Here is a 25,184-nt window from a genome sequence, read left to right as displayed (position 1 = left end):
CGTTCGGCCCGAGCAGGGCGAACACGGAACCGGCCGGGATGTGCAGGTCGACGCCGTCGAGGACGGTCTTGTCGCCGTACGACTTGCGCAGCCCGTTCGCCGCGATGGCCAAGCTGGTCATGGAGTGCTCCTTCTACAGGCTGCGGGCGGTGATGTCGCCGTGGGCGGTGGTCGCGTGGATGGCCAGGCCGGCGTCGGCGCCGTCGGCGTTGTGGAGTGCGTTGTGGATCCGGCCGTAAGTGGTGCCGGCGTCCAGGGAGGCGGAGACTCCGCGGGCGGCGCCGACCGACACGTCGCCGGACTCGGTGCGCAGCACGACCGTGCCGCGCACGGCCTCGGCGACGCTGATGTCGCCCTTCTGAGTGCGGATCTCCGCGGCGCCGCCCAGACGGCCGATCGACACGTCACCGGCGAGGAGGGTCAGGCGGGCGCTGTCGGCCTCGTCGAGCTTGACCGAGCCCTGCGCGCCCTCGAAGGTGACGTCACCGAGCCGTCCGACGCCCCGGAACTCGGCGGCGGCCGTCTTGGCCTCGATGCCGGAGCCGGCGGGCAGTTGGACGGTCACCTCGACTGCTCCGGAGGGGCCGAAGGCCTGGTTCTTCGCCGCGGGGCCCTCGATCCGCAGGACGCCGTCGTCGTAGGCGACCCGGACCTGCTCCGCCGCCTTCACGTCGCGGCTCTTCGAGGCGTTCGCGGGCAGGACCTCGACCGTGGTGTCGGCCCGGTCGGCGGCGATGAACTGCACGCGTCCCGCGGGGATGTCCAGGACGGCGGTGACCAGGGCGGGGGTGTCGAACTTCTGCATGGTTTCTCTCCTGCGGCTCGTCGTTTCTGACGTTGAAAACGCTACGTTGCGTTCACGGATCGCGCAACGAGATTGTTGCGTTCAATCTCAATAAAGCCAGGTCAGAGTGAGTATTTCGTTGCGATGGTCTCTCGCTTAACGCAACAACTCTCCCCTGTTCGTTGCAATGGATTGAGAGTGAACGCTAGGCTGTAGTCACCAAGGACCCATGAGGAGGCCGCTGTGCCGGGAGGCAGACTCACCCAGCAGGAACGCCAGCAGATCGCGCTGGGGCTGGCCGACGGGCTGGCCTACGCGGAGATCGCCAGGCGGCTCGATCGTCCGACCTCGACCGTTACGCGTGAGGTGATGCGCAACGGCGGCCCCACCGACTACCGCGCCGACCTCGCCCACCGCGCCACGGAGCGCCGTACCCACCGGCGCAGACAGGCGGCGCCGGCGTCGGATGTGCCCGCACAGGCGCACGGGCGCGATGCCGAGGCGGTGCGCGAGTACGAGGAGTTGTTCACCACCGTCCTCATGGCGTCGGGCATGCCCAAGATGATGTCCCGGGTGATGGCCTGCCTCACCCTCACCGACACCGGCAGCCTCACCGCGGCGGAACTCGTCCGACACCTTCAAGTCAGCCCGGCGTCGGTCTCCAAAGCGATCGCGTTCCTCGAAAGCCAGGCGTTCGTCCGCCGGGAACGCGACGAACGCCGCCGCGAGCGCTACGTCGTCGACGACGACATCTGGTACCAGTCGATGCTGGCCAGCGCCCGCTCCACCGCCCACGTCGTGGAGATCGCACGGCAGGGCGTCGGTGTCCTCGGCCCCCACACTCCGGCCGCCGCCCGCCTGGAGAACGTGGCCCGCTTCCTCGACTTCGTCTCCGAGAGCCTCGCCCGCGCAGCGGAGCAGGCCCGCGAGATCCTCCACGCGAAACCCGAAACGACCCCGGGCGGCGTCGACGAGCCGCGTTCGGACCGCGCGTAGGCGATCGTCCTTCTCGGTCACAGCCGGTCGGTCGCCCGGGCCGGCGGCGTCGAGGACAGCGACGACGCGGCTCTGGGCAAGGGCGACCCGGAGCAGCGGGCGGCTACGACGCTCCCGTCGCCCTGGGCTGGCGGCGCATCAGGTACGCAGCCCCCGCCCCCGCGCCGAACAGGGCCACCAGCGACACCGCGGCCCCCAGCCAGGTCGCGCCCAGCCACTGGCCGCCGAAGTAGCCGAGGGCGACGCTGTAGGCGGCCCAGGCCAGTCCGGCCAGGGCCGACCAGGGGAGGAACTCGCGGACCCGGCGGTGAGCGGCGCCCGCGACGAGAGAGACGACCGAGCGGCCGGCCGGGGCGAAGCGGGCCAGTACGACCAGAGCACCGCCGCCACGGGCGAGGGCGCCGCCGAGACGTTCCTGCGCCGTGGTCAGCCGGCGGGAACGGGCGATCGCGCGGTCCAGGCGTGGCCCGCCGCGCCAGGCGAGGCGGTAGACCGCCAGGTCGCCGAGGACGGACGCGGTCGCCGCGCACAGCGTCAGGACCAGGATGTCGGGGACGTCCTGCGGAACCCGCCCGGCAGCCGCGGCGCCGGCGCCCGTGCCCGCGGCCGCCGCCGTGGCAGCCGTGATCACCAGGACACCGCTCGGCAGTACCGGCAGGAAGATGTCGAGGAGCACCGAGACGGCCACCAGCACATAGATCCATGGGCTGCTGACCAGCGAACCAATACTCCCGAGACTCTCGGCCACCACAACTCCCCGTTACTCCCCCGTGGGCCGGGCCATGCCGCGAGACGCGGGGACGGCAGGAGCGGCCGATGACAGCCATACAGCGTACGCCTGAGGTGTGACAGACGGTTCACAGGGGCCTTGTGTGTTCGGCGTGGAGCGTTCACCTGGGCGAGGGTGTCCGCGCCGGGAGCGGGTGTTCACGCCTCGCGGAGTGCCCGCGTGCCGCCAGTCGCACGGTGATTTCCCCACCGCGGGGCGACAGAGGTGCCTCCCCGTCGACAGCGGTGCCTCCCGGTGCAGGGAGGCACCGCTCCGGTGCCTCGTGGATCAGGCGGGTACCGCTCCGGGGCGGTCAGGCCGCGACCGGCGTCTGCCGCTCCGCGGCGGACTTCTCCTGTTCGGACGTGCGGCGGGCGAACAGCCGGTCCAGGCCGAAGGCGCCGGAGCCGGTGAAGACCAGCAGCAGGAAGGCCCAGCAGAACATGGCGGAGGCCTCGCCGCCGTTCTCCATCGGCCACAGGGCGCCCGGCTGGTGCACCTTGAAGTACGCGTAGGCCATGGAGCCCGAGGAGATGAACGCGGCGGCGCGGGTGCCGAGGCCGAGCATGACGAGGCCGCCGCCGACCAGCTGGATCACGGCCGCGTACCAGCCCGGCCAGGTGCCCGCCTCGATCGTGCCGCCGGTTCCCGAGGCGCCGCCGAGGACGCCGAAGAGGGAGGCCGCGCCGTGACAGGCGAAGAGCAGGCCGACGACTATGCGGAACAGGCCGAGAGCGTAGGGCTGGGCGCTGTTGAGGCGTTCGGACATGTGGGGGTGCTCCTTCGGTCGGACCGGCCGTATGGGGCCGGTGGGGACGGAACCGAGTGGGGTGCCCACGTTAGGTGCGCCTTACGAGTACTTGCAAGTTCAACATTTAGCCATGGCTTAACGAACGGTCACCCTTCCGGTCCGGTCGCCCTTGCAGGTGGGAGCGCTCCCACCTGTACGCCGCAGGCCATCGATGTGACTGGTTTCATACTCGGCCTCGCTCCCGGCCTACGCCAGCTCTCTGTCCGTGATCATCCGCAGGACGCTCGCCCCGTCGCGCTCCGCCCGCGCCTGCTCCAGTCGCAGCCGGGCCGATCGCCCCCGCAGGGTCAGCGTCATGAGCTGGTTGCCGAACCAGGGGCCGCCGGTCTTGCGCCAGCCGACCGCCGGCGGCGCACAGCGTCCGTGCCGGGCGATGCGCCGCCCGAGGGCACGCGCCAGGGCGCTCCAGCCGAAGCGGAAGCCGAGACGGATCGAGAGCGGTACGGAGTTGTGGACGGGGGAGCAGGTCAGCTGCGCCACCCGGGCGTCGGGCGCGCGGCCCGGCCAGGACGGTTCGGCCACGTAGGCGTGGTGAACGTCGCCGGAGAGCACGCTCACCGTCGCGGGTGCCCCGGGGCCGGTGCCGGCCTCGGCGATCAGGTCGGCGAGGGCGTCGAAGGAGGACGGGAAGGCCGACCAGTGCTCCAGGTCGGCCCCGCGTCTGATCCTCTCCCCGAGGCGCGCCCAGCGTGCGCCGCGCTCGCCGACGCACATCGCCGCGTTCCACGCCTCCACGTCGTGCACCAGGTGGGGCAGCAGCCAGGGCAGGGAGGTGCCGATCAGCAGATGGTCGTACGCACTCTGCTCGCCGTCCCCGTCCCTTTTTCCGTCGCCGTCCCCGTCCCTGTTCCCGTTCCCGCTGTCCCTGCCCTCGGTGTCCCCGTCCCGGTTCTCGCCGCCGACCCGCCCGTCCAGGATCTGTTCCCGCAGCCAGGCGGCCTCGCCCGGGTCGAGCATGGTGCGGCGGTCCTCCTCGAGGACGCGGGCCGCGCGTGAGTCCACCATCACCAGCCGTACGCGGCCGAAGTCGCGCCGGTAGCTCCAGCGGACGGAGGCCGGGTCGGCGTCGGCCCGCGCGGCGAACGTGCGGAGTACGTCGGTGCCGTCGGGTGCCTCACGGACGGCCGCGTAGAGAGGGTCGGCGGCCAGCTCGTCCGGGGAGAGGTTGCCCAGTTGCTGGTACACCCAGTAGGACATCAGCCCGCTCAGCAGCCGCTCGCGCCACCAGTCCGTGGCCCGCATGTCGGCGAGCCAGGCGGCGGAGGTGTTCCAGTCGTCGATGACGTCGTGGTCGTCGAAGATCATGCAGCTGGGCACGGTGGACAGCAGCCAGCGCACCTCGGGGTCGAGCCACGACTCGTAGTAGAGGCGGGTGTACTCCTCGTAGTCCGCGACCTGGTCGCCGGGGGGTTCGCTCAGGTCGCGGCGGCCGGCGATCCAGTGGCGTGTGGCGTCGGAGACCTCGTCGGCGTACACCTGATCGCCGAGCAGGAGCAGCAGGTCGGGCCGCGCGCCCTGCGGGTCGGCGGCGATCCGGGCCGAGAGGGTGTCCAGCGCGTCCGGGCCCACCCGGTCCTTCCCGCCGGCCGGTGGTGCGGCCCAGCGGCAGGAGCCGAACGCGATGCGCATCTCCTCGTGCACCGCCGGGGACGTGGTGATCACCGAGGGCGGGAAGCGCGAGTCGGGCGGCGGCCACACGTGCGCGCCGTCGAGGAGTACGTCGTACTCCGTCGCCTTCCCGGGTGTCAGACCGCTCACCGGAACGAGGGCGTAGTGGTGCCCCGCGATCTGGAAGGTGCGGGACGTGCCCCGGGCGCCGTCGGCGCAGCGCACCTCGGCGGTGCACGGGCGGTTCGTCTCGACCCAGACGGTCGCGCACGAGCCGTCGGTGTACCTGAGCAGTGGTCCCAGGCGTAGTCCGGCCATGGTGATGCCCTCCTCCGTCGCCCCGTACGGTACGGAACGACGGAGGTGGGCGCGGAGGTTCCGCGCCCGGACACGCGGTGACCGGGCGCGCGATGACCGGACACGGGGACCGGGCCGCCGGTGGCAGACCCCCCGGACCTCCGGTGCCTGGAGGTCACGTCCCGGTCACCCGGTGCCCGGCCGGCCGGGACGTGGCGTCAGCAGCTCGCGAGCCGGCTCTGCAGTGCCGACTTCTCGGCGGAGTCGACCGAGAGGTCGTAGTAGTACTTCACCTGGACCCAGGCCCGGACGTACGTGCAGTGGTAGGCGCTGCGCGAGGGCATCCAGGTGGCCGGGTCCTGGTCGCCCTTGGACTGGTTGACGTTGTCGGTGACCGCGAGGAGCTGGGGGCGGGTCAGGTCGTTGGCGAAGGACTGGCGCCGGGAGGTGCTCCAGGAGCCGGCGCCGGAGTCCCAGGCCTCGGCGAGCGGGACGAGGTGTTATCCGTACTTTGCTTTTGGTGTCGCTGACGTCTGTGACGTGGTGTGGTGGGCCGTGTCCTTCCTGTGAGCGGTGCGTTATCCGGTGCAGCGGTGAGGTGCCGCTGACAGCGATGACGGACGGGGTGGCAGTGGCGAGCACGCAACGGGTGGTCATGGGTGAAGGGGTGACGTGGACGGTCGTCGGCGAGGACTACCGCGTAGCAGAGCCGGTCGAGCAGTACCTGGAGTACCTGAGATCGAGGGACTGCTCGCCCAACACCCTCAAGAGTTACGCGCGGGGTCTCGCCCTGTGGTGGACGTTTCTGGAGCGTCGGGCGCAGGCGTGGGACGCTATTGGAGTGACTGAACTCGGCATCTTTGTAGGACAGTTGCGTCGTAGGAGCGTGGCTGAGGACGTGGTGCCGCTCCACGAGGGCGTGAAGGCGGCCGACGCAACCGTGGCGAGCCGGGCTCGGGCCGTCATGGGGTTCTATCGCTATCACGCGGCTCGCGGGGTCGAGGTCGCGGGACGGTTGTACGAGACGGTTCAGGCCCGGCCGGGAAGCTACCTGCCGTTCCTGGAGCACGTGGCGCGCAGGACGGGACGGCGTTCCAGCGTGGTCAAGATCCGCGTGCGGGCGAAGCCGGTGCCGGTGCTGCTGCCCGACCAGATGTCGGCGCTCCGTGAGGCGGAGGCGACCTGGGACGCGGAAGGTGCGATCTGGTCGGGTGAACTGCGGTTCCGCCTGCTGTGGACCCTGCTGGAGGAGACCGGGCTGCGGCTCGGCGAGGCACTCGGCCTGCGGCACCGCGACTGGAAGACCGGCACGGGTACCACCGCGCAGGTCGAGGTCGTCCACCGTGAGGACCACCCGCACGGCCTGCGGGCCAAGAGCGGCCACCGCCGCGTCTTCATCGGCTCGGCTCTGGACCGCCTCTACGGCGACTGGGTCTGGGCCCTGTGCGAGGCCGGCGCCGATGTCGAACTTGACGACTGGGACGACGCGTACATCTTCTGCAACCTGCACCGCGGACGCCGGTTCGCGCCGCTCAGGGCGGAGAGCGTCTACAAGCACCTGTCCGCGCGGAAGCAGCACGTCCCCGGACTGCCGCCGGACATGACGCCGCACTGGTACCGGCACACCCACGCCACGGCCCTGCTGCTGTCAGGCGTGCCCATGCACGTGGTGAGCCGGAGGCTCGGCCACGCCGACATCCAGACCACGATCAACACGTACGCCCATGTGACCGAGGACGCCGAGCTGCGCGCGTGTGCGGACTGGCAGAAGATCACGCAAGCCTGGGGAAGCCGCCATGAAAGCTGAGCCGATCGTCCATCTGGTAGCCGAGACAGCGGCTGTTCCCTCGCCGCGTACTCCGGAGCGTAAGCGGCAGGACAAGCGAGACCCGCGCCTGTCGGTGGCCCGACTCTTCAGCGAGGAGAAGGCGCTGCGACTGTGGGAGAGCCTGCCGGAGGAGCACCGGCAGGACCATTTCGACTCGGCCAACCTGCCGGAGGACTACGGCAGGGCTTTCACCAAGCAGATTATCGACCGGGAGAAGGGTTGGTATTCCCAGGCGATCAGCTTCCGGGGTCTGCCCGAGCCCATGATTTGGGAACTGGCCTGGTGCATCCATCAGCAAGTCGCCGAGGGATACGCCATCACCACAGTGCGGTTCCAGGAACTGAGGCGGGGCTTGGTCCTCGCGATCGAGCACGGCGGACCGCAGGCACGTTCCGCAAGGTCGCTGACGGCGCTCTCCCACGAGGAGTGGGCGCGCGAAGTGCAGCGTGCGGTCATGCGAACCGACGCGTCGCGGAACGCGCGCCTCGTCACGCATGTGCTGAACAGCGTCAAGCATCTCCAGGACCGCCTGGCCCATGCCTATCACGACGGTGAATGGTGGCAGCTGGACGTGTGGAACCCCAGTCTGGACCGGCGCATCCCGCAACGCGAGCACGAGCCCTGGGGCCGGTCCGTGGCCAACTTCAGCCAGCTCACGACGGACTGGTTCCGGGAATCCGCGAAGTGGTGGCTCTCCGTTCAGCTGTCGACGGAGCGGTACGTGTGGTCGTCGGTGAAGAGTCGCCTCGACCACCTGAAGTGGTTCCAGTGGTACATCGACCAGGCCGGCTGCTCCGGCCCTCAACTCGTGGAGTCCCCAGAGCAGCTGAGGCCCTGGCTGCGCGGATTCGTGGACTCCCTCAACAGCCATACGGTGATGAGCGGGCCGAACAAGGGCGGCAGACTGTCCAAGAACAGCCGCCGCAGCACGCTGGTGACCATCGAGGCGTTCTACCGGTGGATGTACGACAACCGCGCCGAGGCGGTCTCGGTACTCGGTGACCGCCGCTGGGGCGCGCTCGGTGCGCATCACTCGGTGCTGTTTCGGCTGGAGGACAAGCCACGACTCACCAACCGGCCACCGGACGACATGGCCCTGGAGGACGAGGTCGTCAGCCAGATCGCCGCAGGCTCCGGAGCACTCGCGGCCCCCAAGGCCGAGGGTGGGCTCGATGACCGGCAGGCCTTCCACGCGCTCATGCTGTTGATCCGTACCGGCCGACGCATGAACGAGGTCCTGATGATGGACTTTGAACCGTTGCTGCCGCTCCTGACAACGAGCAAGCAGCAGGACAAGGAGCCGGACGGCTTCGTGGCCCGGCTTGTCTATCAGCAGACGAAGATCACCGGCGGTGATTCGCCGACGATCCCGGTCGACCAGGAGATCGTCGACATCATCCGCCGCCAGCAGGAGTGGGCTCGTGAGTTCACCGCAGCCCAGGGTGCCCCAGAGGGAACGGACCCGCGCTACCTCTTCCTGCAGACCCGGAACAACCCGCTCGGGAAGAGGCCGTATGCCTCGGCAACCTTCCACAGCAGACTCGGCGCACTGACCGAGAAACTGGCGATCACCGACAGCGTCGGCCGCCCCGTCAAGATCTCGAGGACCCACACCTTCCGGCACACGCGAGCAACCGACCTGATCAACGCCGGGGTTCCGATCCACGTCGTCATGCGCTACCTGGGACACGTCACCCCGGCCATGACCATGCACTACGCCAAGACCCTCGCTGTGACGGCCGAGCGCGAGTTCCTCCGCTATAAGAAGGTCACGGCAGACGGCCGCACCGCCGAGGTGAACCCGAGCGACCTCTACGACCTCCTCCACCTGGACCAGCGCGCCGACCGCGTCCTGCCCAACGGCTGGTGCATGCTCCCGCCCAGACAGGTCTGCTCCAAGGGCAACGCGTGCCTCACCTGCGACAAGTTCGTCACCGACGCCAGCCACCGCGACGAACTACGGCACCAGCTCGGCCAGACCAAGGCACTGATCGCAAGCCGCCAGGCCCAGTTCACCGCCCGCCACGGTGAGCAGATGGGCGAGGACAACATCTGGCTCGCCGGCCGCCTCGCCGAAACGCGAGCCCTGAACAAGGTCCTCGTCGCCTTGGACCAGGTCAGCGTCCGTGAGGACGGACAGTTGAGGGCGGTGCGCGGGGCCGGCGCGGCCGACCGCCCCGAATCACGGTCCACCGTCCAACGACAGGAACCGACCGCATGACGCCCATGCCGGAGCATCTCCGCCAGGCCACCCGCGCCCGCACCGAGGAAGCCGAGAAGCGGGCCCGCGCAGCGCTTGCCGAGCTGGCCAAGGCGGGCAAGCCCATCAGCTTCACCGCCGTGGCCCGCCAGGCCGGGGTGAGCACCGACTTCCTCTACCGGAGCCCGGAACTACGCACCCGGATCGAACGCCACCGCGCCAAGAGCGGGCCGGTTCCGGCCGCGACTGCCGATCCGCCGGGCGACCCCTCGACCTCCGCCGCGGTGAGGGCACTGAGCGCCCGCCTCACGCGGCAGCAGGAGACTCACCGCGAGGAGGTGGCAAGACTCCGCAAGGCCCTGGAGGTGGCGCAGGGCGAGAACCTCGATCTGCGCAGGCGCCTGGCTTGCTACGAAGCTGAGTGAAGTTGCGAAAGGGCATGGTCCGCTGATCGATCCCCTCACGTCATGCTCCCCAAGGCCGGTCTCGGTGTACGTCCTCGGCGCCGCCGGTCCCGCCCGCGTCGCCGAGGACGCTGCCAGGGTTACGCCTCGCAGGTCAGGTCGTGTGCGGGGAGTCGTCCTGTGCGGAGGTAGGCGTTGACACGCTCGTCGATGCAGGCATTGCCGTACTCGCCGTACAGGCCGTGCTGGCGGGCGCCGTCCATGGTGAGCAGCCGGGAGCTCGGCCACTGCTCACGCACGTCCTCGGCGCCGGGGTAGAGGGTGCGGGGGTCGCCGGTGGCGGCGACGAGCAGGGCGGGGACGTCGTTGTCGAGCACGGTCGGCGCCTCGGCGGGCCGGTCCCAAAACTCGCAGGGGGTGATGTTGTTGGCCAGTGGCCCGGCGAGGGGGAACCGCTCGCGGGAGGCCTGGACCGTGCGCCAGTAACTGCCGACGCCGCGCCGCTCGGCCACGTCGCCGCAGATGATCGCGGTCATCTGGCTTGCGGGGGCCGAGCCTTCTCCGGTCAGCAGGAACCCCAGCTGACCGGCGAGTGCTTGGGATGGCTCGACCGGCTCCCGGTTCGCAGCGCGCGCCAGGAGGCGGACGGTCGCGGCCAGGTCGGCGCGCCGCTTGTTGAGGTCGCTGCCGAGGCCGCCGATGAGGACGGCGGGGAGAACGTGTTCGTCCAGCAGGTGCGTCTTCCCGATCCGCAGCGGCTTCTGCGCGGCGGCGTCGAGGATGTGCTCGACCGTTGCCAGGACCTCGGCACGCGTGGCCCCCAGACCGTAGGTGCTGTGTCGTGCGGCGGCCCACGACGCCCAGGTGCGCAGGGCCGCCTCGTTGGCCGCCTCGGCGCCGCGCAGCAGAGTTTGGTTGTAGAACTTCGGGGACATGACGCCGTCGAGCACCATGCGATCCGTGCGGCCCGGGAAGAGCTGTGTGTAGACCTCACCGAGGTAACTGCCGTAGAAGTAGCCGAGATAGGAGAGGGTGTCCGCGCCGAGGGCGGCGCGGATGACGTCCATGTCGCGAGCGGTGTTGCGGGTGGTGACGTACGGCAGCACGTCGCCGTGGGCGCGTTCGCACTGCCTGGCCAGGTCGCGGGCGACGGTGACCTCCTGGCGGAATGCCGTCCGGTCGGCGCCCGCCGAGCGCAGGGGGGCCGATCCGAGGTCCCAGCCGCAGTCCAGTGGGGTGCTCCGGCCGACGAAGCGCGGGTCCATGCCGATCAGGTCGTAGCGGTCGGCAACTACTCCCATCGCCTCCGACTTGGTCAGTGGCATGTGGAGGCTGGGGCCGGCCGGTCCCCCGTCGTTGAGCAGGAGCGGGCCAATGCGGTGGTCGGTGTCGGTGGCCTTCAGGCGCGACAGGGCGACGGTGATCGTGCGACCGCCGGGGTCGGCGTAGTCGAGCGGTACGGTGATGTCCGCGCAGTCGGCGCCCGCGGCGTCCAGGTCCTGGCCGAGCTTGTCGTCGGCATTGAGGGCACAGGCGTGCCAGTCGACATGCTGGCCGTGGAAGCGGGCTAACGGGTTCCGCTCGGTGGCGGTGGCGGTGGCGGTGGCAGTGGCAGTGGTCGTCGCGGTGGCGGCGAGCACCGCTACGCAGGCCGCGAACGCTTTGGTGCGTCGGGAAGTTGACATGTCCGCACGCTAGGGCGGCGGACATCGCAGCACACTCCGGGAAAGCCCCGAACCGGGGTGGGGTTGTCCCCCGAGAAAGCTCAGACCACACGAGACGAAAGGTCTCGTGGCACGGCGCCTCGCGAGTGCAAGTGCCGTGTCAAACGATCGGTTGTCGACGGCATGCCGTTGACGTCGTGAACTGAGAATATTCCAATTCAAATCGTCACGGCTACGGATACGAGGTGGTCGATGTCGACGTCGGAGGCGGCGGACCAGGTGGCGCCGTCGTAGGGCGAGTACCAGCTGCCCCTGGTGGCGGCGCAGGAGGAGTCGGTGACGACGCCCGAGCCGTCGCGCTTGAGGACGGTCTCGCGGGTGTTGCAGGAGCCCGACTGGGTGATCCAGTGCGGGAAGAGGTCGCGGTCGTAGCCGGTGCGGTTCTCGGTCTCCACGGTGAGGGAGGCGAGGTAGGAGCGGGCGGTGGCGGCGCTGACCGGGGTGGGGAGGGCGGCGGAGGCGGCCGGGCCGTTGAGGAGCCCGGCGGAGGCTATGAGCCCGGTGAACGCGGCGAGGAAACCGAGCCGTCGACGCGCGTAGAACTTCGGCATGCGAACTCCCTTGGAGTGTGGGGGTGTTGGGGCGCGGGCAGGGGAATGCTCGCGACGCCGCATGGCGCACAGATGTGCGGTCGGTAAGAAGTTAGTGACGTGTGCATGGCACGTCTATAAGTCCGACGGGACTTTCGCCTCCGACGGCCCCGGGGCTTTCGCCTCTCGGGTTCGCTCGACGGCTCGCGTACTATGGATGGCGCAGAAGGGGAGTAGCTCTTCGCCGGACCGTCGACATACTGCTCAGCTCGCCTGAGCCGGCGCCCGGAGGCAGGCCTCGCACGCGGGGCCGGCCAGCGAGACCTTCGGCAAGCAGTGCACGCCCGTGCCGTACGGCACGGGCGGACCGTGTGCTGCCGTGCCGAGGTGTCTTGCGTCGCGGGTGCGTGAATCCGCGGGATCAGCACTCTCGGTGGGGCGGCCCCGACCGATAGAGGAACCCTTGATCAGCCTGACCGTGACGGCAGTCGTCTTCGGCGTCGTCTTCCTGGCCGAACTGCCGGACAAGACCGCGCTCGCCGGCCTCGTCCTCGGCACCCGCTACCGCGCCTCGTACGTCTTCGCCGGCGTGGCCGCCGCCTTCGCGCTGCACGTCGTGCTCGCGGTCGCGGCCGGCAGTGTGCTGACCCTGCTGCCGCAGCAGATCGTGCACGCGATCACCGGCGTGCTGTTCCTGGGCGGCGCCGCCGTGCTGCTGATGAGGAAGGACGACGAGGACGAGGAGATCCGCAAGCCCGAGAACCAGTCCTTCTGGAAGGTCTCCGGGGCGGGATTCATGCTCATCCTGGTCGCCGAGTTCGGCGACCTCACGCAGATCATGACGGCGAACCTCGCGGCCCGCTACGACGACCCGCTCTCCGTCGGGCTCGGCGCGGTGCTCGCGCTGTGGGCGGTGGCCGGTCTCGGCATCGTCGGCGGCAAGGCCCTGATGAAGCGGGTGCCGCTGCGGCTGATCACGAAGGTCGCGGCGCTGCTCATGCTGGGCCTCGGGGTGTGGAGCCTGTGGGAGGCGGTCGCCGGGTGAGGCGCGCACGGCGGGACGGCGGGATGGCGGGACCCGGTGACGCGCGAGCGCCGTGACGTGCGAGCCCGGTGGCGCGAGCCTGGTGACGCGAGCCCGGTGACGCGTGACCGACGCGGGCCGGGTGGCAGCTGAACTGACGCGGGCCGGGTGGCGCGCAAACCGACGGGGACCGGGTGGCGCGCGAACTGAACGGTGCGTGAACGTTCGGGCGAGGTGGTGGCGCGATGCCCGGTATGTTTTGTACCGTGGATGAACAAAGTGGCTCCCGCCCGTTCTCCCTGACCGGCGGGCGGGGCCGCCTTGTATTCCTCCCCGCGCCTTGGAGTCTGCCGATGACGGCCACCACCGTTCTCACCGCCCGTGCACTGCTGCTGGACATGGACGGCACCCTCGTCAACTCGGACGCCGCCGTCGAGCGCGTCTGGCGGCGCTGGGCCGACCGGAACGGCCTGGACGGCGACGAGGTCATGAAGGTCGTCCACGGGCGGCAGGGCTACGCCTCGATGGCGCTGCTGCTGCCCGACCGGCCCATGGAGCAGAACCACGCGGACAACGCGCGCCTGCTCGCCGAGGAGACCGCCGACACCAAGGGCGTCGTCGCGATCCCGGGGGCGCCGGAGTTCCTCGCCTCGCTGCGCGGCCTGCCGCACGCCCTGGTGACCTCGGCCGACGTGCCGTTGTCCACGGCACGGATGGCCGCCGCCGGACTCGTGCAGCCGGACGTCCGGGTCACCGCCGAGTCGGTCGGCGCCAGCAAGCCCGACCCCGAGGGCTTCCTCAAGGGCGCCGCCGAACTGGGGATCGCCCCCGCCGACTGCATCGCCTTCGAGGACTCCGGCGCCGGCATCACGGCCGCGCGCGCCGCGGGGATGCAGGTCGTGGGGGTCGGCCCGAGGGCCGGTTTCCACGGGCCCGACGTGGTCGTGGAGGACCTGACGCGGATACGTGTGGAGGCCGGTGCGGACGGGACGCTGCGGCTGCACATCGGCTGACGAAGGGGCGCCGCGCGCCGGCCGAACGCGCGCCGGCCGAACGCGCGCCCGCTGAACGGCGGGCCGCGCGCACCGCCTACGGTTCGCGCGCACCGCCTACGGTTCCCGCGTCTCCGACTCCAGCTGGCGCCGGGTGTCCTGCCCGTAGACGCCGAGCTCGTCGGAGCGGATGCCGCGGGACCACTGGTAGTTGCGGACCGCGTCCTCGAGCTGGCGGTTGTATCTGCCGTCGAGGTCGCCGTTGTACAGGTACAGCTGGGTCATGCGCTGCTGGAGTTCGGTGACCTCGGGGCCCTGGTCGCCGCGGTGCAGGGTGCCGCCGCCGTCGGAGTCGGGTCCGTCCTCCTCGGACTCCTGCGCGGGGCTGTCGGCCGGCGCCGTCGTCGTGGTCCGCGTCGGCTCGGCCGACCGGGACGGCGCGGGCGAGGCGCTGGACGCCGACGGGGACGGCGAGGGGGACGGGCTCGCGCTGGCGGACGCGGACGCGGAGGCGGATGGGGACGGCGACGCGGAGGTCGGCCGGGCGGAGGTGGCGCTCGGCTCGGGGGCCGTCGAGGCCGCACTGACCGACGGGTCCGGCACGCTCGCCCGGACCTCCTCCGGCAGCGCTCCGTCCCGCGAGGGTGACTCGTAGGAGAACAGCCCGCTCGCGTACCCGGCCGCCCCCACCACGACCACGACCGCCCCAGCGGCACTGAGCAGCACGCCGCGGCGCCGCCGGCGCGGTGGCCGCCCGTCGGTGCCGTACGCGTCGTCCGCACCGGACCCCGCGGACCCCGCGGGCGCGGAGGGGGCGGTGGACGCGGCGGCCGAGGTCTCGAACAGGCGCAGGTCGTGTGCGCTGGGCGGGCCGGCCGAAGGCGCCAGGGGCGTGGGCAGTACGGAGGTCGCCTCCGTGACCGCGCCGGGCGGTTCGGTGCCGACGGCGCGCAGCGTCATGGTGGCGTCCGGGTCGGGCGAGGCCCCCGAAGCGGGGGTGGGCGCGGTGGGCGCGGTCCCCGGAGCGGAGGTGTGCGCGGCCGGCGCGGACGGGGGTGCCGCGGGCGCCGGTCCCTCCGGTATGGGCGTACCGGACGCAGGCGTACCGGAGGAAGGGGCCGCCCCTGCCGGGGGCGTCGACGGCTCCCCGGCGCCGTCCAGCTCGACGTACGGCCGTATGCGCAGCGGGTCGAAGTCCTCCGCCGCTGCCGCCTGTGCCGTACGCGCGTCGCGCAGGGCGTCGGACACCCGCTCCCCGCAGGCGCAGGCGGGCGTGTTGTCAGCCTCCCTGGGCGTTCCGCACTCCGGGCACGAGTGCCTCTGGGGCCGCTCCTGCGGCTCCTGCGGCGGCTCTTTCTGCTGTTCCACGCGTTCGTCCCTCCCCTCGCGAACTCCAGAGATTATGCAGATCTTCTCCACACTCCCGCGCGCACGCCCCCGGAATCCCGGCTTTCCACAGGACTGAACCGGCCATATCCGGTCACACCGACCTGGACGGAAGGTGAGACGTCCGTGGGTGCGGTGCCGAACGCCGTGGCGTACGAGGACCTGGGCGTCGCCACCCCCGGCGCGACCTTCTTCCGCTCCTTCGGCGCCTCCTTCGGCGCCTCCTTCGGCGTGGCCGTCTTCGGCACGGTTCTCCGCGGGCCGACTCCGCCGTCACCGACGTCTTCCTGTACGGCCGCCCCCGTCGCCCTCCTCGGCTTCGTGCCGGCCTGGCTCCTGACGGAGGACCGGCTGCGGCGCGGGCCGGCTGAGCCCGCCGGGGCCGCCGGGGCCGCCGGGGCCGTCAGGCCGCGTACGGGAGCTGCTTCACGAACCAGTGCTCGGCGTACGGGTCTTCCTTGTAGGCCTCGGTCTCCGTGTAGCCGAGCCGGGCGTACAGGGCACGGGCCTCGACGAGGTCGCCGCGTGTGTCGAGGACCACCCGCGAGGCGCCGAGCGCCCGTGCCGCGTCCTCGGCGGCCCGTACGAGCAGTGCGGCGCCGCCCCGGCCACGCATCCGCTCGTGCAGGAACACCCGGGTCAGCTCGGCGGTGGTGCCGTCCCGCAGCCGTACGCCCGAGGTGCCGGCCGGTTCGCCGCCGTACCGCGCGACCAGCAGCCGTCCCCGGGGCGGCACGAGGTCGGCGCCGGAGTACGCGGCGATCTCCCGCTCCAGTTCGGCGGGTTCGGTGGGCCGGCCCTCGTGCAGCAGGTAGTACCGGTCGCTGACCTCCGTGTAGTACGCGCGCCAGAGGGCGGCGGCGACGGGGGAGTCGTACGGTTCCGGGGCGATGGTCCAGGTCATGACCGGCATTGTCGGGACGGCACCGGCGCCCTGTGCAAGCGTATTTTCGCACCGATGTGCCGTGAGCGCGAGCTGTGCGCCGTTTGAGCGCGGGGTCCGGGGCAACCCGAACGGCGAACCGGCCCGCTCCGAGAGCCGGTAGGGCCGAGAACCCGGAAGGCACTCATGTCCACAGGCGTGATCATCGCTTTGATCGTGATCGTGGCGGCCGTGCTCGTTGTCGCGGCCGTACTGGCCCTGCGCGCGCGGGGCCCCCAGCACGGCGGGAGCCTGAAGCGGCGCTTCGGGCCCGAGTACGACCGGGCCGTGGCCCGGCACGACGGCGACACCGCGGCCGCCGAGCGCGAACTCGCCGAGCGCGTGGCACGGCACGGGTCGCTGCACGTCAGGCCGTTGGAGCCGGTCGAGCGCGAGCGGTTCGAGGCGCGCTGGACCGCGGTCCAGGAGCGCTTCGTCGACTCCCCGCGCGAGGCGGTCGGCGAGGCGGACCGGCTGCTCGCGGAGCTGGCCGGCGCCCGGGGCTTCCCGGACAGCGGGCAGTACGAGGAGCAGCTCGCGGCGCTGTCCGTGCACCACGCCCACCACGTCGACGGCTACCGGCGCGTGCACCGAGTGACGCACGCGCGCGTGGACGGCGCGCAGGACAGCGGCGCGGGTACGGAGGAGATGCGCGAGTCCCTGGTCGAGGCCCGCGCGCTCTTCGAGGACCTCGTACGCTCCGGCCGCCATGACGCGGGCCGGCCCGACGGCGGTCGGCACCGCGCCGGGACGGACGGTGGCGGACACGCGCCGGCGTCCTCCCGCCCGCACCACTCCTGGTCGCTCAGCAAACGCCAGCCGAAGGAGAGTTGAGCAATGTCCGATGTGACCCGGCAGCCCGGCGGGATCCCCGTCGAGCGGGACGGGCGGGCCCCCGGCGCCCGCGTCGAGCGGGACGGGCGGGCCCCCGATGCCCGCGGCGAGACCATCCCCGGCCCGGACACCGCGCCGGCCCACAGCGAGGGCACGACCCCTCCGGCCGTCCACGGGGGCGCACTCCTCCCGCACGAGGAGTACGACGAGCTCGGGCAGCGGCTGCGGCACGCGGTGGCCGGTTTCGTCGACGGGCCGCGTGCCTCCGTGGAGGAGGCGGACCGCGTCCTGGAGGAGATCACCGCGCGCTTCACGGAGGCCGTGACGCACCGCCGCCGCACACTGCGCACGTCCTGGCACGACACCGGCCAGGACGACCGCGCGACGAGCACCGACACCGAACAACTCCGCCTGGCCCTGCGGGACTACCGCGAACTGGCGGACCGTCTCATGCGCCTGTGACGCGTAGGCGTCACCGCTCCGCCCGGCGCTCCCGCCACTGCCGTACGACCTCTTCGACGTCGTAGGGCTTCAGACCCAGCGGGGGGCCGGGCGGCGGCTTGAACATGACGTCGCGGATCTCGACGTTGATCTCCTCGACGATGCGGCGGACCACCCGCTCCGACGGCGCGTTCGCCGCCGTCTCCAGGGCGTCCTCCGCCTCCTTGCGCAGGGCCAGGGTGGGCGGCAGTACGGAGAAGCCCTCGCGGGCCATCTTCCGCTTGACCTACCAGAGCTCGTCGTAGGTGCTGTCCACCTCGCTGGGGAGGGGCTTGCCCGCACCGGGCAGCTGGGCGAACTCGCCGCGCGCGTCCGCCTCACGGATCTGTTTGTCGACCCTCCCCCACTCTCAACTTCGTTCGAGCGGGGGGACCCCCATCTCGAAGTCGACGCCAGGTGGCTTTCGCTCGGTCATGACCTCATTGTGCCGGACACGGCACCGGCGGCCGACTTATCATGCGGCGGCAGTACGTCAACGAGGGACGTCTCTGGAGGAGCGCACGTGCTCGAACTCACCATGGCCGTCGTCACCGCGGCGGACGCGGGCGCCACGGCCGGCATGCAGATGGCCGACGCGCCCAGCGAGCCGGGCGCGGTGCTGCGGGTGGGCCGGGACAAGTCCGTGTGCCGGCTGTCGACGCCGGACGACTGGCTGTTCGTCTCCCGGGTCCACCTGGAGTTCCGCTGCGGACCCGACGGCATGTGGCAGCTGACCTGGCTGCGGGGCTCCCAGCCGGAGCCGTCCTCCGAGGTCCGGCTCACCGTCGGCGGCCACGCGCAGCCCGTGTCCTACGGCGGCACCGTGCCGCTGCCGAGGGGCGGGAGCGGCGAGATCGTGGTCCAGGACCGCACGGAACCGCGCAGCGTCAACGTCGGCTTCTACCACGAGGCGTGAGACGCGCCTTTCCCCGTGAGGCCTGAGCGCGCGCCGTCCTCACTCCAGCACGCGGGCCAGCGCGAAACCGTCGTAGCCCTTGCTGCCGACCGTCTGGATCGCCGTACCGCTCAGCCGCGGGTGGCTGCCGATCAGCTCGATCGCGGCGCGGGTGCCGCGTACGTCGTCGCCGGTGTCACCGGCGTCGGCCACCCGGCCGCCGCGGACCACGTTGTCGACGACGATCAGGCTGCCGGTGCTGGTGAGCTTCAGGGCCCACTCCAGGTAGTGCGGGTTGTTGCCCTTGTCGGCGTCGATGAAGACCAGGTCGAAGGGCGGCGGGTTCTCGTCGGCGAGCTGCGGCAGTGAATCCAGGGCGGGCCCCACGCGCACGTCGACGACGGCGTCGAGGCCGGCGCGGGCGATGTTGCGGGTGGCGACCTCGGCGTGCCGGGCGCTGTACTCCAGCGTGACCAGGCGGCCGTCGGCGGGGAGGGCGCGGGCCAGCCAGATGGTGCTGTAGCCGCCGAGGGTGCCGATCTCCAGGATGGTGCGGGCGCCCTGGATCCGAGCGAGCAGCTGGAGGAGCTTGCCCTGGTTGGGGGTGACGTTCACCTGCGGCAGCCCGGCGGCGTCGCTGTCCCTCAGGGCGGCCTCCAGCGGGTCGTCGTTCGGGCTGAGGTGGTGGGTGAAGTAGGCGTCGACGTCGTCCCAGAGCCGCGACTCGCTCATGCAGGGGGCCTCCTGTGTGCGTCGTTGGCGTTTCTGAGTGGATGCGCTGACGAAGTGGATGCGCTGACGAAGATAGCCCCGGGGTGACGACGTGTCAGGCGATTGACGAGGGCGTGTCCCCGGCGGGGTGGGCCGGGCCGCGGGCCGGGCGCGGACGGCCGCATGGTTCGGGCAAGGCCGCGCGCTCGGCGCGCCTCGCCCTTCCTCCCTCCCCCGGGGAGCGTCAGCCCTCGACGGCCGGTGCCGAGCCCGGCAGTGGCCGGCCCGCGGACTCGCTCATGAACCACACCGCCACGCCACCGATCACGGCCGCGGCCATCATGTAGTAGGCGGGCATCATCATGTCGCCCGTCGCGCCGATCAGCGCCGTCACCACCAGCGGCGTCGTCCCGCCGAACAGCGACACCGAGACGTTGAAGCCGATCGACAGCGAGCCGTACCGCACCCGCGTCGGGAACAGCGCCGGCAGCGCGGACGGCATCGACGCCGTGAAGCAGACCAGCAGCAGCCCGAGCGCGGCCATGCCCAGCCCCACCGCGAGCAGGCTGCCCTCGCGGATCAGCAGCAGCGCCGGGACGGACAGGAGCAGGAAGCCCGCGCAGCCCGCCGCGATCACCGGCCGGCGCCCGATCCGGTCGGTCAGCGCGCCCGCGAACGGCTGGACGACCATCATCAGCGCCATCACGACCAGCACGACCAGCAGTCCGTGCGTCTCGTCGTACTCCAGCTCGCTCGTCAGGTAGCTCGGCATGTACGACAGCAGCATGTAGTCGGTGACGTTGAAGACCAGCACCAGGCCGACGCAGAGCAGCAGCGCCCGCCACTGCCCGGTGATCATGTCCCGCAGCGGTACCTTCGGCCGCGTCGCCTCCGCCTTCTCCAGCTCGGCGGCGAACGCCGGCGTCTCCTCCAGCCGCATCCGCAGATACAGCCCGATGATGCCCATCGGCCCCGCGATCAGGAACGGGATGCGCCAGCCCCACGACGTCAGGTCGGCGTCGGACAGCAGCGCCGTCATCAGGGTCACGAGCCCCGCACCGCCGATGTACCCGGCGAGCGTGCCGAACTCCAGCCAGCTCCCCAGGAACCCGCGCCGCTTGTCCGGCGCGTACTCGGCGATGAAGGTGGACGCGCCCGCGTACTCGCCCCCGGTGGAGAACCCCTGGACCAGCCGCGCGGCCAGCAGCAGCACCGGCGCCCAGACGCCGATCGTCGCGTACGAGGGGATCAGCCCGATGGCGAACGTACCCGCCGCCATCATGATCATCGTGAGGGCGAGGACCTTCTGCCGCCCGACCCGGTCGCCCAGCGGGCCGAAGACCATGCCGCCGAGCGGCCGGACGAGGAACGCGGCGGCGAAGGCACCGAAGGTGGAGAGCAGCTGGGCGGTCGGGTTGCCCGACGGGAAGAAGACCTTGCCCAGCGTCACGGCGATGTAGCTGTAGACGCCGAAGTCGAACCACTCCATCGCGTTGCCGAGCGCCGCCGCCTTCACGGCACGTCTGACGAGAGCGGGATCGGTCGCGGTGGGGGGAGCGGATCCCGGAGCGGACCCTGCCGGAGGGGAGGGACGCGGGTGGGTGCCGGACGGGTGAGTGGCGACGGGGGCAGCCGACAAAACTTCGCTCGCCTACCTTTCGACGGGGACAGGGACGCCACGACCCGTACGGCGGCACTGTCGCCGGGCCGGAAAGAAACCCGCGGCGCTCGGCCACGGGCAGAAAAGCGACCATAGGCGCTGATGCGCCGCTTACGCCCGGTATGCTTTTCGTTGCACAGTGCACCGAAATGGCGTACACGCAGGGACGTCCGTACGCCACGGAGCGCTCCGTCACCCTGTGACCTGTGATCCTTCTCGCTTCCACGAGAGGCGTCCGGACCGCTCCCGCACTATCGTCGTCCGGACGAACGGCCGGACGTCCGGAAAAAGTCGGGACGACATGCGGGCGGCGGTCAGGTTGAACGGGGGTTGCCTGCGTCTCCCTCCGGGGGTGGTGCGAGCCTCATAGGGTTCGCAAGGACAACACACCGCGTACACGGACGCGGTACGAACGGGGCGGGAGGCCGACGAGGCGTGGCGAATGCGGAGCACAGTGGGCGACCGGCGGAGGCTTTCGGGGCACCGGCCGTCGATGCGACCAGGGCACGGCTGCGCGCCGCGCGCCTCGGCCTGTGGCTGGTCGCCGCCATCCTCGCCGTACGACAGCTGGCCACGGTCCTCAGCACCCCGAGCGGCGAACGGCTGACGGACCTGGAGACCTGGGTCGGGGAGCACGGAGTCCTGCACGTGGAGGGGTCCCTCTACGACTCCACGCAGTTCACCGGCACCCCCTTCGTCGGCCTCGTCCTCAAACCGTTCACCCGCGCCGCCGAGCAGGCCCTCGGCTGGGGCTGGACCTTCGGCTCACTGCTGCTCGTCGTGGCCCTCGGCCTGGTCGCCGCCCGCGCCCTGCCGAAGCCGGTGGGGCGCCGTACGGCACTGCTGGCGGCGCCCGTCGCCGTCAGCCTGCTGATGCTGTCGCTGCCGGTGCGCAACGCGCTGTGGCTCGGCCAGACCAGCATCATCCCGGTCCTCCTCGTCCTGCTGGGCTGCTTCGCCGTACGCGGTGAACACGGCGACCGGATCGGCGGCGCGCTGATCGGTGTCGCCGCCGCGTTCCAGCCGACCGTCCTCCTCTTCGTCCCCCTGCTGTGGTTCACCGACCGCAGACGGGCCGCCGTGTCCACCGGCGTCACCTTCCTCGCCTGCACCGCCGTCGCCTGGGCGGCCATGGCGCAGGACTCCTACACCTACTGGGTCCACCACCTGGCCGGCGTGGGCCTGGGCGGCGAGGCCGACGACCTCGCCAACCAGTCGCTGCACGGCGCCCTGCTGCGGCTCGGCCTCTCCGGCCCCCTGGAGATCGCCCTCTTCCTCCTGCTCGGCGCCGCCGTCGCCGTCCTCGCCCTGCGCCGCGCCGTGCGCTACGCCCGCGACGGCCAGCTGCTCCTCGCGGTGGCGATCACCGGCTGCGCGGCCGTCGTGGTGTCCCCGGCCACCTGGCAGCACCAGCTGCTGTGGGTGCTGCCCGCGCTCGTCGGCCGGGTCGGCAAGAAGGCGTCCGACCGGTACGTGTGGCCGGTCGCCGTCGTCCTGGTGATGACGCTGCCCGCGAAGATGATGCTGCCGAACATGGCGGCCCTCTACCCCCTGCGCGACAACGTCGTACTCCTCGCGGCGCTGGCCGCCGCCGTGGCCGTGCCCTTCCTGTCCCGCACGTCGCCGTACTTCGACACGCCGGTCCCGACGAGCTACGCCCCGCCGGTCCCGGCCCGCTTCAAGCACGTCCCGCTGCTGCCGTTCCTGCGCCGGGTCCTCACCCGGCCCAACCTCCTCCTGGAGCTCCTCCTCATCCGGGTCACCTACGCCGCCTACTCCCAGGTCCGCCTCGCGGCGACCGGCGGCAGCAACTCGGCCGGGCGGGCCCGGGCCGAGGAGCACGGCTGGCAGATCCTCGACATCGAGCGCTTCCTGCACATCGACATCGAGCACGCGGTCAACCACGCCGTCGTCGAGATCGGCTGGCTGCGGGACTTCTTCGACTTCTACTACACGTCGTTCCACTTCGTCGTCCCGCTGGCCGTCCTCGGCGTCCTGTACTGGCGCCGCCCGGTCGACTACCGCTGGGCCCGCGCGTCCCTCGGCTTCGCCACGCTGCTGGCCCTGGTCGGCTTCTGGCTGTACCCGCTGGCGCCGCCGCGCCTGATGCCGACCCTCGGGATCATCGACACGGTGCACGGCGTGCAGGACTTCTCCAAGCCGGACTACGGCACGCTGACGCACCTGACCAACCAGTACGCGGCGATGCCGTCGCTGCACTTCGGCTGGTCGCTGTGGTGCGGTGTGGCGATCGCGGTCATCGCCCCGAGGATGTGGATGAAGGCCCTCGGCCTCCTCCATCCCCTGTTCACGGTCGCGGCGATCGTGGCGACCGGCAACCACTGGATTCTGGACGCGGTGGGCGGCGCGGCCGTGGTCGCGGCGGGCTTCGGGCTGACGTACCTGTTCCAGGGGCCGAGGGCCCGGGTGGTCACCGGGACGGCTGTCACCGGGACGGCGGTCACCGGGACGGCGGTCACCGCGACCGCGGCCAAGGACGCCTTGTCCTCGGCGTCCTCGGCGTCCTCGGCGTCCCTGGAGTCCTCGGCGTCCTCGGACGCCTTGGCCAAGGACACCCCGGCCAAGGACCCCGCCCCGGCCGCGAGCACCATCCCCGCTCCCGCCCCGCCCCCGGCCGACGACGACGCCTCGCCCGCCGACGGGCTCAGCAGCGGTCCTCCGACCCCGGCGAAGGACCGAACCCGGAGCTGAGCCGGTACTCGCCCGCCGCCTCGACGGTCAGGCGGGTGAACTCGCCGTCCTGGGCGAGGCACCCGCCGTCGGTCCGCAGCCACGGCGACCAGGCGACCCGTACGGTCACCGGCCCGGGCCGGTCCACGCGGAGCACCAGGTCGGCGCTGCTGGTCGTCACGACGGTGCCGGGTTCGGAGACGAGCGGTACGGCGTCCCGCACCCGGTACACCCTCCAGTGCTCGTCCTGCCAGACGGGCTCCAGCCACTCGGGCCGCAGGTCAGGGTCCCGCACGAGCGCCGCCTCGGCCTCGGCGGGCCCGTCCGGCTTGCCCAGCGGAAGCACGACGAAGCCGACCGCCCAACGGTCCAGCCACGCCCGGTAGCTGGCCGCGGAGAAGGTGCCGTCGTAGAAGAGCCGGGCGCGTTCCACGTCGAGCTGCCGGTTCCAGCCCCGGGCCAGGTTGACGTGCGGGGCGAGCCCGGACGCCTCACGGTGGTCGCGGGCCGGCACCACCTCCACCCGCGTGCGGTCGGCCCCGAGCCCCTCCAGTGCCCGCACGACACCGTCCGTCTCGACGGCCCAGGCGGGCACCACGGTGTACTCCCGCAGGTCGTCGGCGGTCTTCTTCCCCATCCACCAGACGGAGAAGACGAGGGCGACGACCAGCAGACCGCGCGAGACCCGTCGCAGCGGGGGCGCGGTGAGCAGGGCCGCGAGCAACACGACGGGAGCGAAGTACTCGGCGAACCGCTCGACGTTCGTGCCGACGGGGGAGGCGACGAGGTAGGTCAGCACGGTGCCGGTCGCGTAGACGGCCCCGCTCCACCGGGCGACCCGCCAGGTACGCGGGGCGAACGCGGTGACGGCGAGGCCGAGCACGACCGGCGGCCATATTCGGGCCGCCGGCATCGGCTGCTCCCCGGTGAAGGGGAACAGCAGCGTGGTCAGCCCGACGACGGCGGCGGGCGGTACGAGGAGCACGAGGGCGCGCCCCCAGTCCCGTACGAGCAGGTAGCCCGCCCCGACGACGGCCAGGAACAGCCCGGCCACCGGCGACGCCATGGTGGCCAGGGCCGCGCAGCCGGCGGCGATGACCAGCCGCCGTTCCCGGACCAGCACCAGGCAGGCGGCCAGCCCGAAGGCGAGGCCGAGCGCGAAGGTCGTACGCCCCGAGGCGACGTTGCACCACAGGGCGAGGGAGGCGAGCAGGGCGGGCCACAGCGGCCTGCGCACGCCGGTCCGCCCGATCAGCACGGCCGCCAGCCAGGCGGCGGCCAGTCCGGACGCCACGGTGACCGTGCGCACGCCGAGCAGGGCCATCAAGTGGGGCGATATCACGCTGTAGTTGACGGTGTGCGTCCCGCCGTACCAGAACAGCCCGTACGGCGAACCACCGTGCCGCGAGGTGAAGTCGGCCCATGCCTCCTGCGCGGCGAGGTCGCCCCCGCCGGTGGCGAGAAACGCCCACCACACCGCGTACAGCGGGATGGTGGGCAGGGTGGCGAGCAGGGCCACGCGATGCCGGCGCCCGAAGGCGCGCAGGGCATCGCCCGGGCGTCTCTCCCGCTGCCGTTCGGGGCGGGGGACGGTCGTCAGTGCGGCAGGGACCACGGTGGGGGTTTCCGTTCGGCGTC

At 71.7% G+C, this 25,184-nt stretch carries 20 protein-coding genes and 5 pseudogenes; 11 read left to right on the top strand and 14 right to left on the bottom strand.

Annotated features, from left to right (window positions below; all coding sequences use genetic code 11):
- Together ACZ7G3_RS33385 and ACZ7G3_RS33380 are read right to left on the bottom strand one after the other, a co-directional pair.
- A pseudogene (locus tag ACZ7G3_RS33385) lies at nucleotides 1-121 on the bottom strand (ABC transporter); the annotation flags it as partial.
- 12 nt (nucleotides 122-133) lie between these two features.
- Nucleotides 134-805, bottom strand: a complete 672-nt coding sequence (locus ACZ7G3_RS33380; protein ID WP_470930220.1) for a DUF4097 family beta strand repeat-containing protein — start codon at nucleotides 803-805, stop codon at nucleotides 134-136.
- A 222-nt stretch (nucleotides 806-1,027) separates the two neighbouring features.
- Here ACZ7G3_RS33380 and ACZ7G3_RS33375 point away from each other — a divergent pair, with 222 nt between their 5' ends.
- Nucleotides 1,028-1,780, top strand: a complete 753-nt coding sequence (locus ACZ7G3_RS33375) for a helix-turn-helix domain-containing protein (protein ID WP_470930218.1) — start codon at nucleotides 1,028-1,030, stop codon at nucleotides 1,778-1,780.
- A gap of 103 nt (nucleotides 1,781-1,883) precedes the next feature.
- On the opposite strand, the gene ACZ7G3_RS33370 is transcribed toward ACZ7G3_RS33375, so the two are convergent.
- From ACZ7G3_RS33370 to ACZ7G3_RS33355, 4 genes and pseudogenes are all read right to left on the bottom strand, one after another.
- Nucleotides 1,884-2,528, bottom strand: coding sequence for a DedA family protein (locus ACZ7G3_RS33370; RefSeq protein ID WP_426603465.1), 645 nt, complete (start codon nucleotides 2,526-2,528; stop codon nucleotides 1,884-1,886).
- Between the two features lie 334 nt (nucleotides 2,529-2,862).
- Entirely contained in the window at nucleotides 2,863-3,318 is a 456-nt protein-coding gene (locus tag ACZ7G3_RS33365) for a DoxX family protein (RefSeq protein ID WP_470930216.1), read from the bottom strand.
- Between the two features lie 228 nt (nucleotides 3,319-3,546).
- On the bottom strand, nucleotides 3,547-5,286 hold the full coding sequence (locus tag ACZ7G3_RS33360) for an alkaline phosphatase D family protein (protein WP_470930214.1): 1,740 nt from the start codon (nucleotides 5,284-5,286) through the stop codon (nucleotides 3,547-3,549).
- A 197-nt stretch (nucleotides 5,287-5,483) separates the two neighbouring features.
- Nucleotides 5,484-5,765: pseudogene (locus ACZ7G3_RS33355) on the bottom strand (HNH endonuclease family protein); the annotation flags it as partial.
- 131 nt (nucleotides 5,766-5,896) lie between these two features.
- Here ACZ7G3_RS33355 and ACZ7G3_RS33350 point away from each other — a divergent pair.
- From ACZ7G3_RS33350 to ACZ7G3_RS33340, 3 genes are read left to right on the top strand one after another with little or no spacing between them, the layout of a single operon-like run.
- On the top strand, nucleotides 5,897-7,072 hold the full coding sequence (locus tag ACZ7G3_RS33350) for a tyrosine-type recombinase/integrase (RefSeq protein ID WP_470930212.1): 1,176 nt from the start codon (nucleotides 5,897-5,899) through the stop codon (nucleotides 7,070-7,072).
- Entirely contained in the window at nucleotides 7,062-9,314 is a 2,253-nt protein-coding gene (locus ACZ7G3_RS33345) for a tyrosine-type recombinase/integrase (protein ID WP_470930210.1), read from the top strand. Before ACZ7G3_RS33350 ends, ACZ7G3_RS33345 begins: the two co-directional genes overlap by 11 nt.
- Nucleotides 9,311-9,718, top strand: coding sequence for a DUF6262 family protein (locus ACZ7G3_RS33340; protein ID WP_470930208.1), 408 nt, complete (start codon nucleotides 9,311-9,313; stop codon nucleotides 9,716-9,718). The genes ACZ7G3_RS33345 and ACZ7G3_RS33340 overlap by 4 nt, the downstream gene beginning before the upstream one ends.
- Before the next feature lie 119 nt (nucleotides 9,719-9,837).
- Here ACZ7G3_RS33340 and ACZ7G3_RS33335 read toward each other — a convergent pair whose 3' ends face one another.
- Nucleotides 9,838-11,382, bottom strand: coding sequence for an alpha/beta hydrolase (locus tag ACZ7G3_RS33335; RefSeq protein ID WP_470930206.1), 1,545 nt, complete (start codon nucleotides 11,380-11,382; stop codon nucleotides 9,838-9,840).
- Nucleotides 11,383-11,591: 209 nt separating this feature from the next.
- Nucleotides 11,592-11,972 (bottom strand): annotated as a pseudogene (locus tag ACZ7G3_RS33330) (hypothetical protein); the annotation flags it as partial.
- A gap of 442 nt (nucleotides 11,973-12,414) precedes the next feature.
- Between ACZ7G3_RS33330 and ACZ7G3_RS33325 the strand changes: the two are divergent.
- Entirely contained in the window at nucleotides 12,415-12,996 is a 582-nt protein-coding gene (locus ACZ7G3_RS33325; RefSeq protein WP_426603472.1) for a TMEM165/GDT1 family protein, read from the top strand.
- A gap of 332 nt (nucleotides 12,997-13,328) precedes the next feature.
- Nucleotides 13,329-13,988 carry an HAD family hydrolase gene (locus ACZ7G3_RS33320; protein WP_470930204.1) on the top strand — a complete coding sequence of 220 codons (660 nt, stop codon included), beginning with the start codon at nucleotides 13,329-13,331 and terminating at the stop codon, nucleotides 13,986-13,988.
- A gap of 96 nt (nucleotides 13,989-14,084) precedes the next feature.
- On the opposite strand, the gene ACZ7G3_RS33315 is transcribed toward ACZ7G3_RS33320, so the two are convergent.
- Nucleotides 14,085-15,335 (bottom strand): peptidoglycan-binding domain-containing protein, encoded by a 1,251-nt coding sequence (locus ACZ7G3_RS33315; RefSeq protein ID WP_470930202.1) that lies wholly within the window; start codon nucleotides 15,333-15,335, stop codon nucleotides 14,085-14,087.
- 153 nt (nucleotides 15,336-15,488) lie between these two features.
- Here ACZ7G3_RS33315 and ACZ7G3_RS33310 point away from each other — a divergent pair.
- A pseudogene (locus ACZ7G3_RS33310) lies at nucleotides 15,489-15,728 on the top strand (EmrB/QacA family drug resistance transporter); the annotation flags it as partial.
- A 28-nt stretch (nucleotides 15,729-15,756) separates the two neighbouring features.
- Here the strand turns inward: ACZ7G3_RS33310 and ACZ7G3_RS33305 are convergent.
- Nucleotides 15,757-16,257 carry a GNAT family N-acetyltransferase gene (locus ACZ7G3_RS33305; RefSeq protein ID WP_470930200.1) on the bottom strand — a complete coding sequence of 167 codons (501 nt, stop codon included), beginning with the start codon at nucleotides 16,255-16,257 and terminating at the stop codon, nucleotides 15,757-15,759.
- Nucleotides 16,258-16,422: 165 nt separating this feature from the next.
- Here ACZ7G3_RS33305 and ACZ7G3_RS33300 point away from each other — a divergent pair, with 165 nt between their 5' ends.
- Entirely contained in the window at nucleotides 16,423-17,109 is a 687-nt protein-coding gene (locus ACZ7G3_RS33300; RefSeq protein WP_470930198.1) for a hypothetical protein, read from the top strand.
- A gap of 3 nt (nucleotides 17,110-17,112) precedes the next feature.
- The gene (locus ACZ7G3_RS33295; protein WP_470930196.1) at nucleotides 17,113-17,571 is read left to right on the top strand and encodes a hypothetical protein; all 459 of its coding nucleotides are present in this window, start codon (nucleotides 17,113-17,115) and stop codon (nucleotides 17,569-17,571) included.
- A gap of 10 nt (nucleotides 17,572-17,581) precedes the next feature.
- Here ACZ7G3_RS33295 and ACZ7G3_RS33290 read toward each other — a convergent pair.
- Nucleotides 17,582-17,935, bottom strand: a pseudogene (locus tag ACZ7G3_RS33290) (DnaJ family domain-containing protein).
- Nucleotides 17,936-18,112: 177 nt separating this feature from the next.
- On the opposite strand from ACZ7G3_RS33290, the gene ACZ7G3_RS33285 reads away from it, so the two are divergent.
- Entirely contained in the window at nucleotides 18,113-18,505 is a 393-nt protein-coding gene (locus tag ACZ7G3_RS33285; protein WP_470930194.1) for an FHA domain-containing protein, read from the top strand.
- 39 nt (nucleotides 18,506-18,544) lie between these two features.
- Here the strand turns inward: ACZ7G3_RS33285 and ACZ7G3_RS33280 are convergent, their stop codons facing one another.
- Both ACZ7G3_RS33280 and proP read right to left on the bottom strand, forming a co-directional pair.
- Nucleotides 18,545-19,216, bottom strand: a complete 672-nt coding sequence (locus ACZ7G3_RS33280; protein WP_470930192.1) for an O-methyltransferase — start codon at nucleotides 19,214-19,216, stop codon at nucleotides 18,545-18,547.
- 223 nt (nucleotides 19,217-19,439) lie between these two features.
- Nucleotides 19,440-20,834, bottom strand: a complete 1,395-nt coding sequence (proP, locus tag ACZ7G3_RS33275; protein ID WP_470930190.1) for a glycine betaine/L-proline transporter ProP — start codon at nucleotides 20,832-20,834, stop codon at nucleotides 19,440-19,442.
- Nucleotides 20,835-21,290: 456 nt separating this feature from the next.
- Between proP and ACZ7G3_RS33270 the strand changes: the two genes are divergently transcribed.
- Nucleotides 21,291-23,567, top strand: a complete 2,277-nt coding sequence (locus ACZ7G3_RS33270; protein ID WP_470930188.1) for a bifunctional glycosyltransferase 87/phosphatase PAP2 family protein — start codon at nucleotides 21,291-21,293, stop codon at nucleotides 23,565-23,567.
- On the opposite strand, the gene ACZ7G3_RS33265 is transcribed toward ACZ7G3_RS33270, so the two are convergent.
- On the bottom strand, nucleotides 23,521-25,161 hold the full coding sequence (locus ACZ7G3_RS33265; RefSeq protein ID WP_470930186.1) for a hypothetical protein: 1,641 nt from the start codon (nucleotides 25,159-25,161) through the stop codon (nucleotides 23,521-23,523). The genes ACZ7G3_RS33270 and ACZ7G3_RS33265 overlap by 47 nt on opposite strands.
- Between the last annotated feature and the right edge of the window lie 23 nt (nucleotides 25,162-25,184).

This window comes from Streptomyces sp. NPDC037271 (genome assembly GCF_055603605.1).
This window is presented reverse-complemented; position numbering and strand designations above follow the sequence as displayed.

What these genes read in the sequence shown, in the direction of transcription:
- ACZ7G3_RS33295 (WP_470930196.1), top strand. Translation starts at nt 17,113, where the DNA reads ATGTCCGATGTGACCCGGCAGCCCGGCGGGATCCCCGTCGAGCGGGAC.
- ACZ7G3_RS33300 (WP_470930198.1), top strand. Translation starts at nt 16,423, where the DNA reads ATGTCCACAGGCGTGATCATCGCTTTGATCGTGATCGTGGCGGCCGTG.
- ACZ7G3_RS33280 (WP_470930192.1), bottom strand. Translation starts at nt 19,216, where the DNA reads ATGAGCGAGTCGCGGCTCTGGGACGACGTCGACGCCTACTTCACCCAC.
- ACZ7G3_RS33305 (WP_470930200.1), bottom strand. Translation starts at nt 16,257, where the DNA reads ATGACCTGGACCATCGCCCCGGAACCGTACGACTCCCCCGTCGCCGCC.
- ACZ7G3_RS33335 (WP_470930206.1), bottom strand. Translation starts at nt 11,382, where the DNA reads ATGTCAACTTCCCGACGCACCAAAGCGTTCGCGGCCTGCGTAGCGGTG.
- ACZ7G3_RS33340 (WP_470930208.1), top strand. Translation starts at nt 9,311, where the DNA reads ATGACGCCCATGCCGGAGCATCTCCGCCAGGCCACCCGCGCCCGCACC.
- ACZ7G3_RS33345 (WP_470930210.1), top strand. Translation starts at nt 7,062, where the DNA reads ATGAAAGCTGAGCCGATCGTCCATCTGGTAGCCGAGACAGCGGCTGTT.
- ACZ7G3_RS33365 (WP_470930216.1), bottom strand. Translation starts at nt 3,318, where the DNA reads ATGTCCGAACGCCTCAACAGCGCCCAGCCCTACGCTCTCGGCCTGTTC.
- ACZ7G3_RS33320 (WP_470930204.1), top strand. Translation starts at nt 13,329, where the DNA reads ATGACGGCCACCACCGTTCTCACCGCCCGTGCACTGCTGCTGGACATG.
- ACZ7G3_RS33380 (WP_470930220.1), bottom strand. Translation starts at nt 805, where the DNA reads ATGCAGAAGTTCGACACCCCCGCCCTGGTCACCGCCGTCCTGGACATC.
- ACZ7G3_RS33360 (WP_470930214.1), bottom strand. Translation starts at nt 5,286, where the DNA reads ATGGCCGGACTACGCCTGGGACCACTGCTCAGGTACACCGACGGCTCG.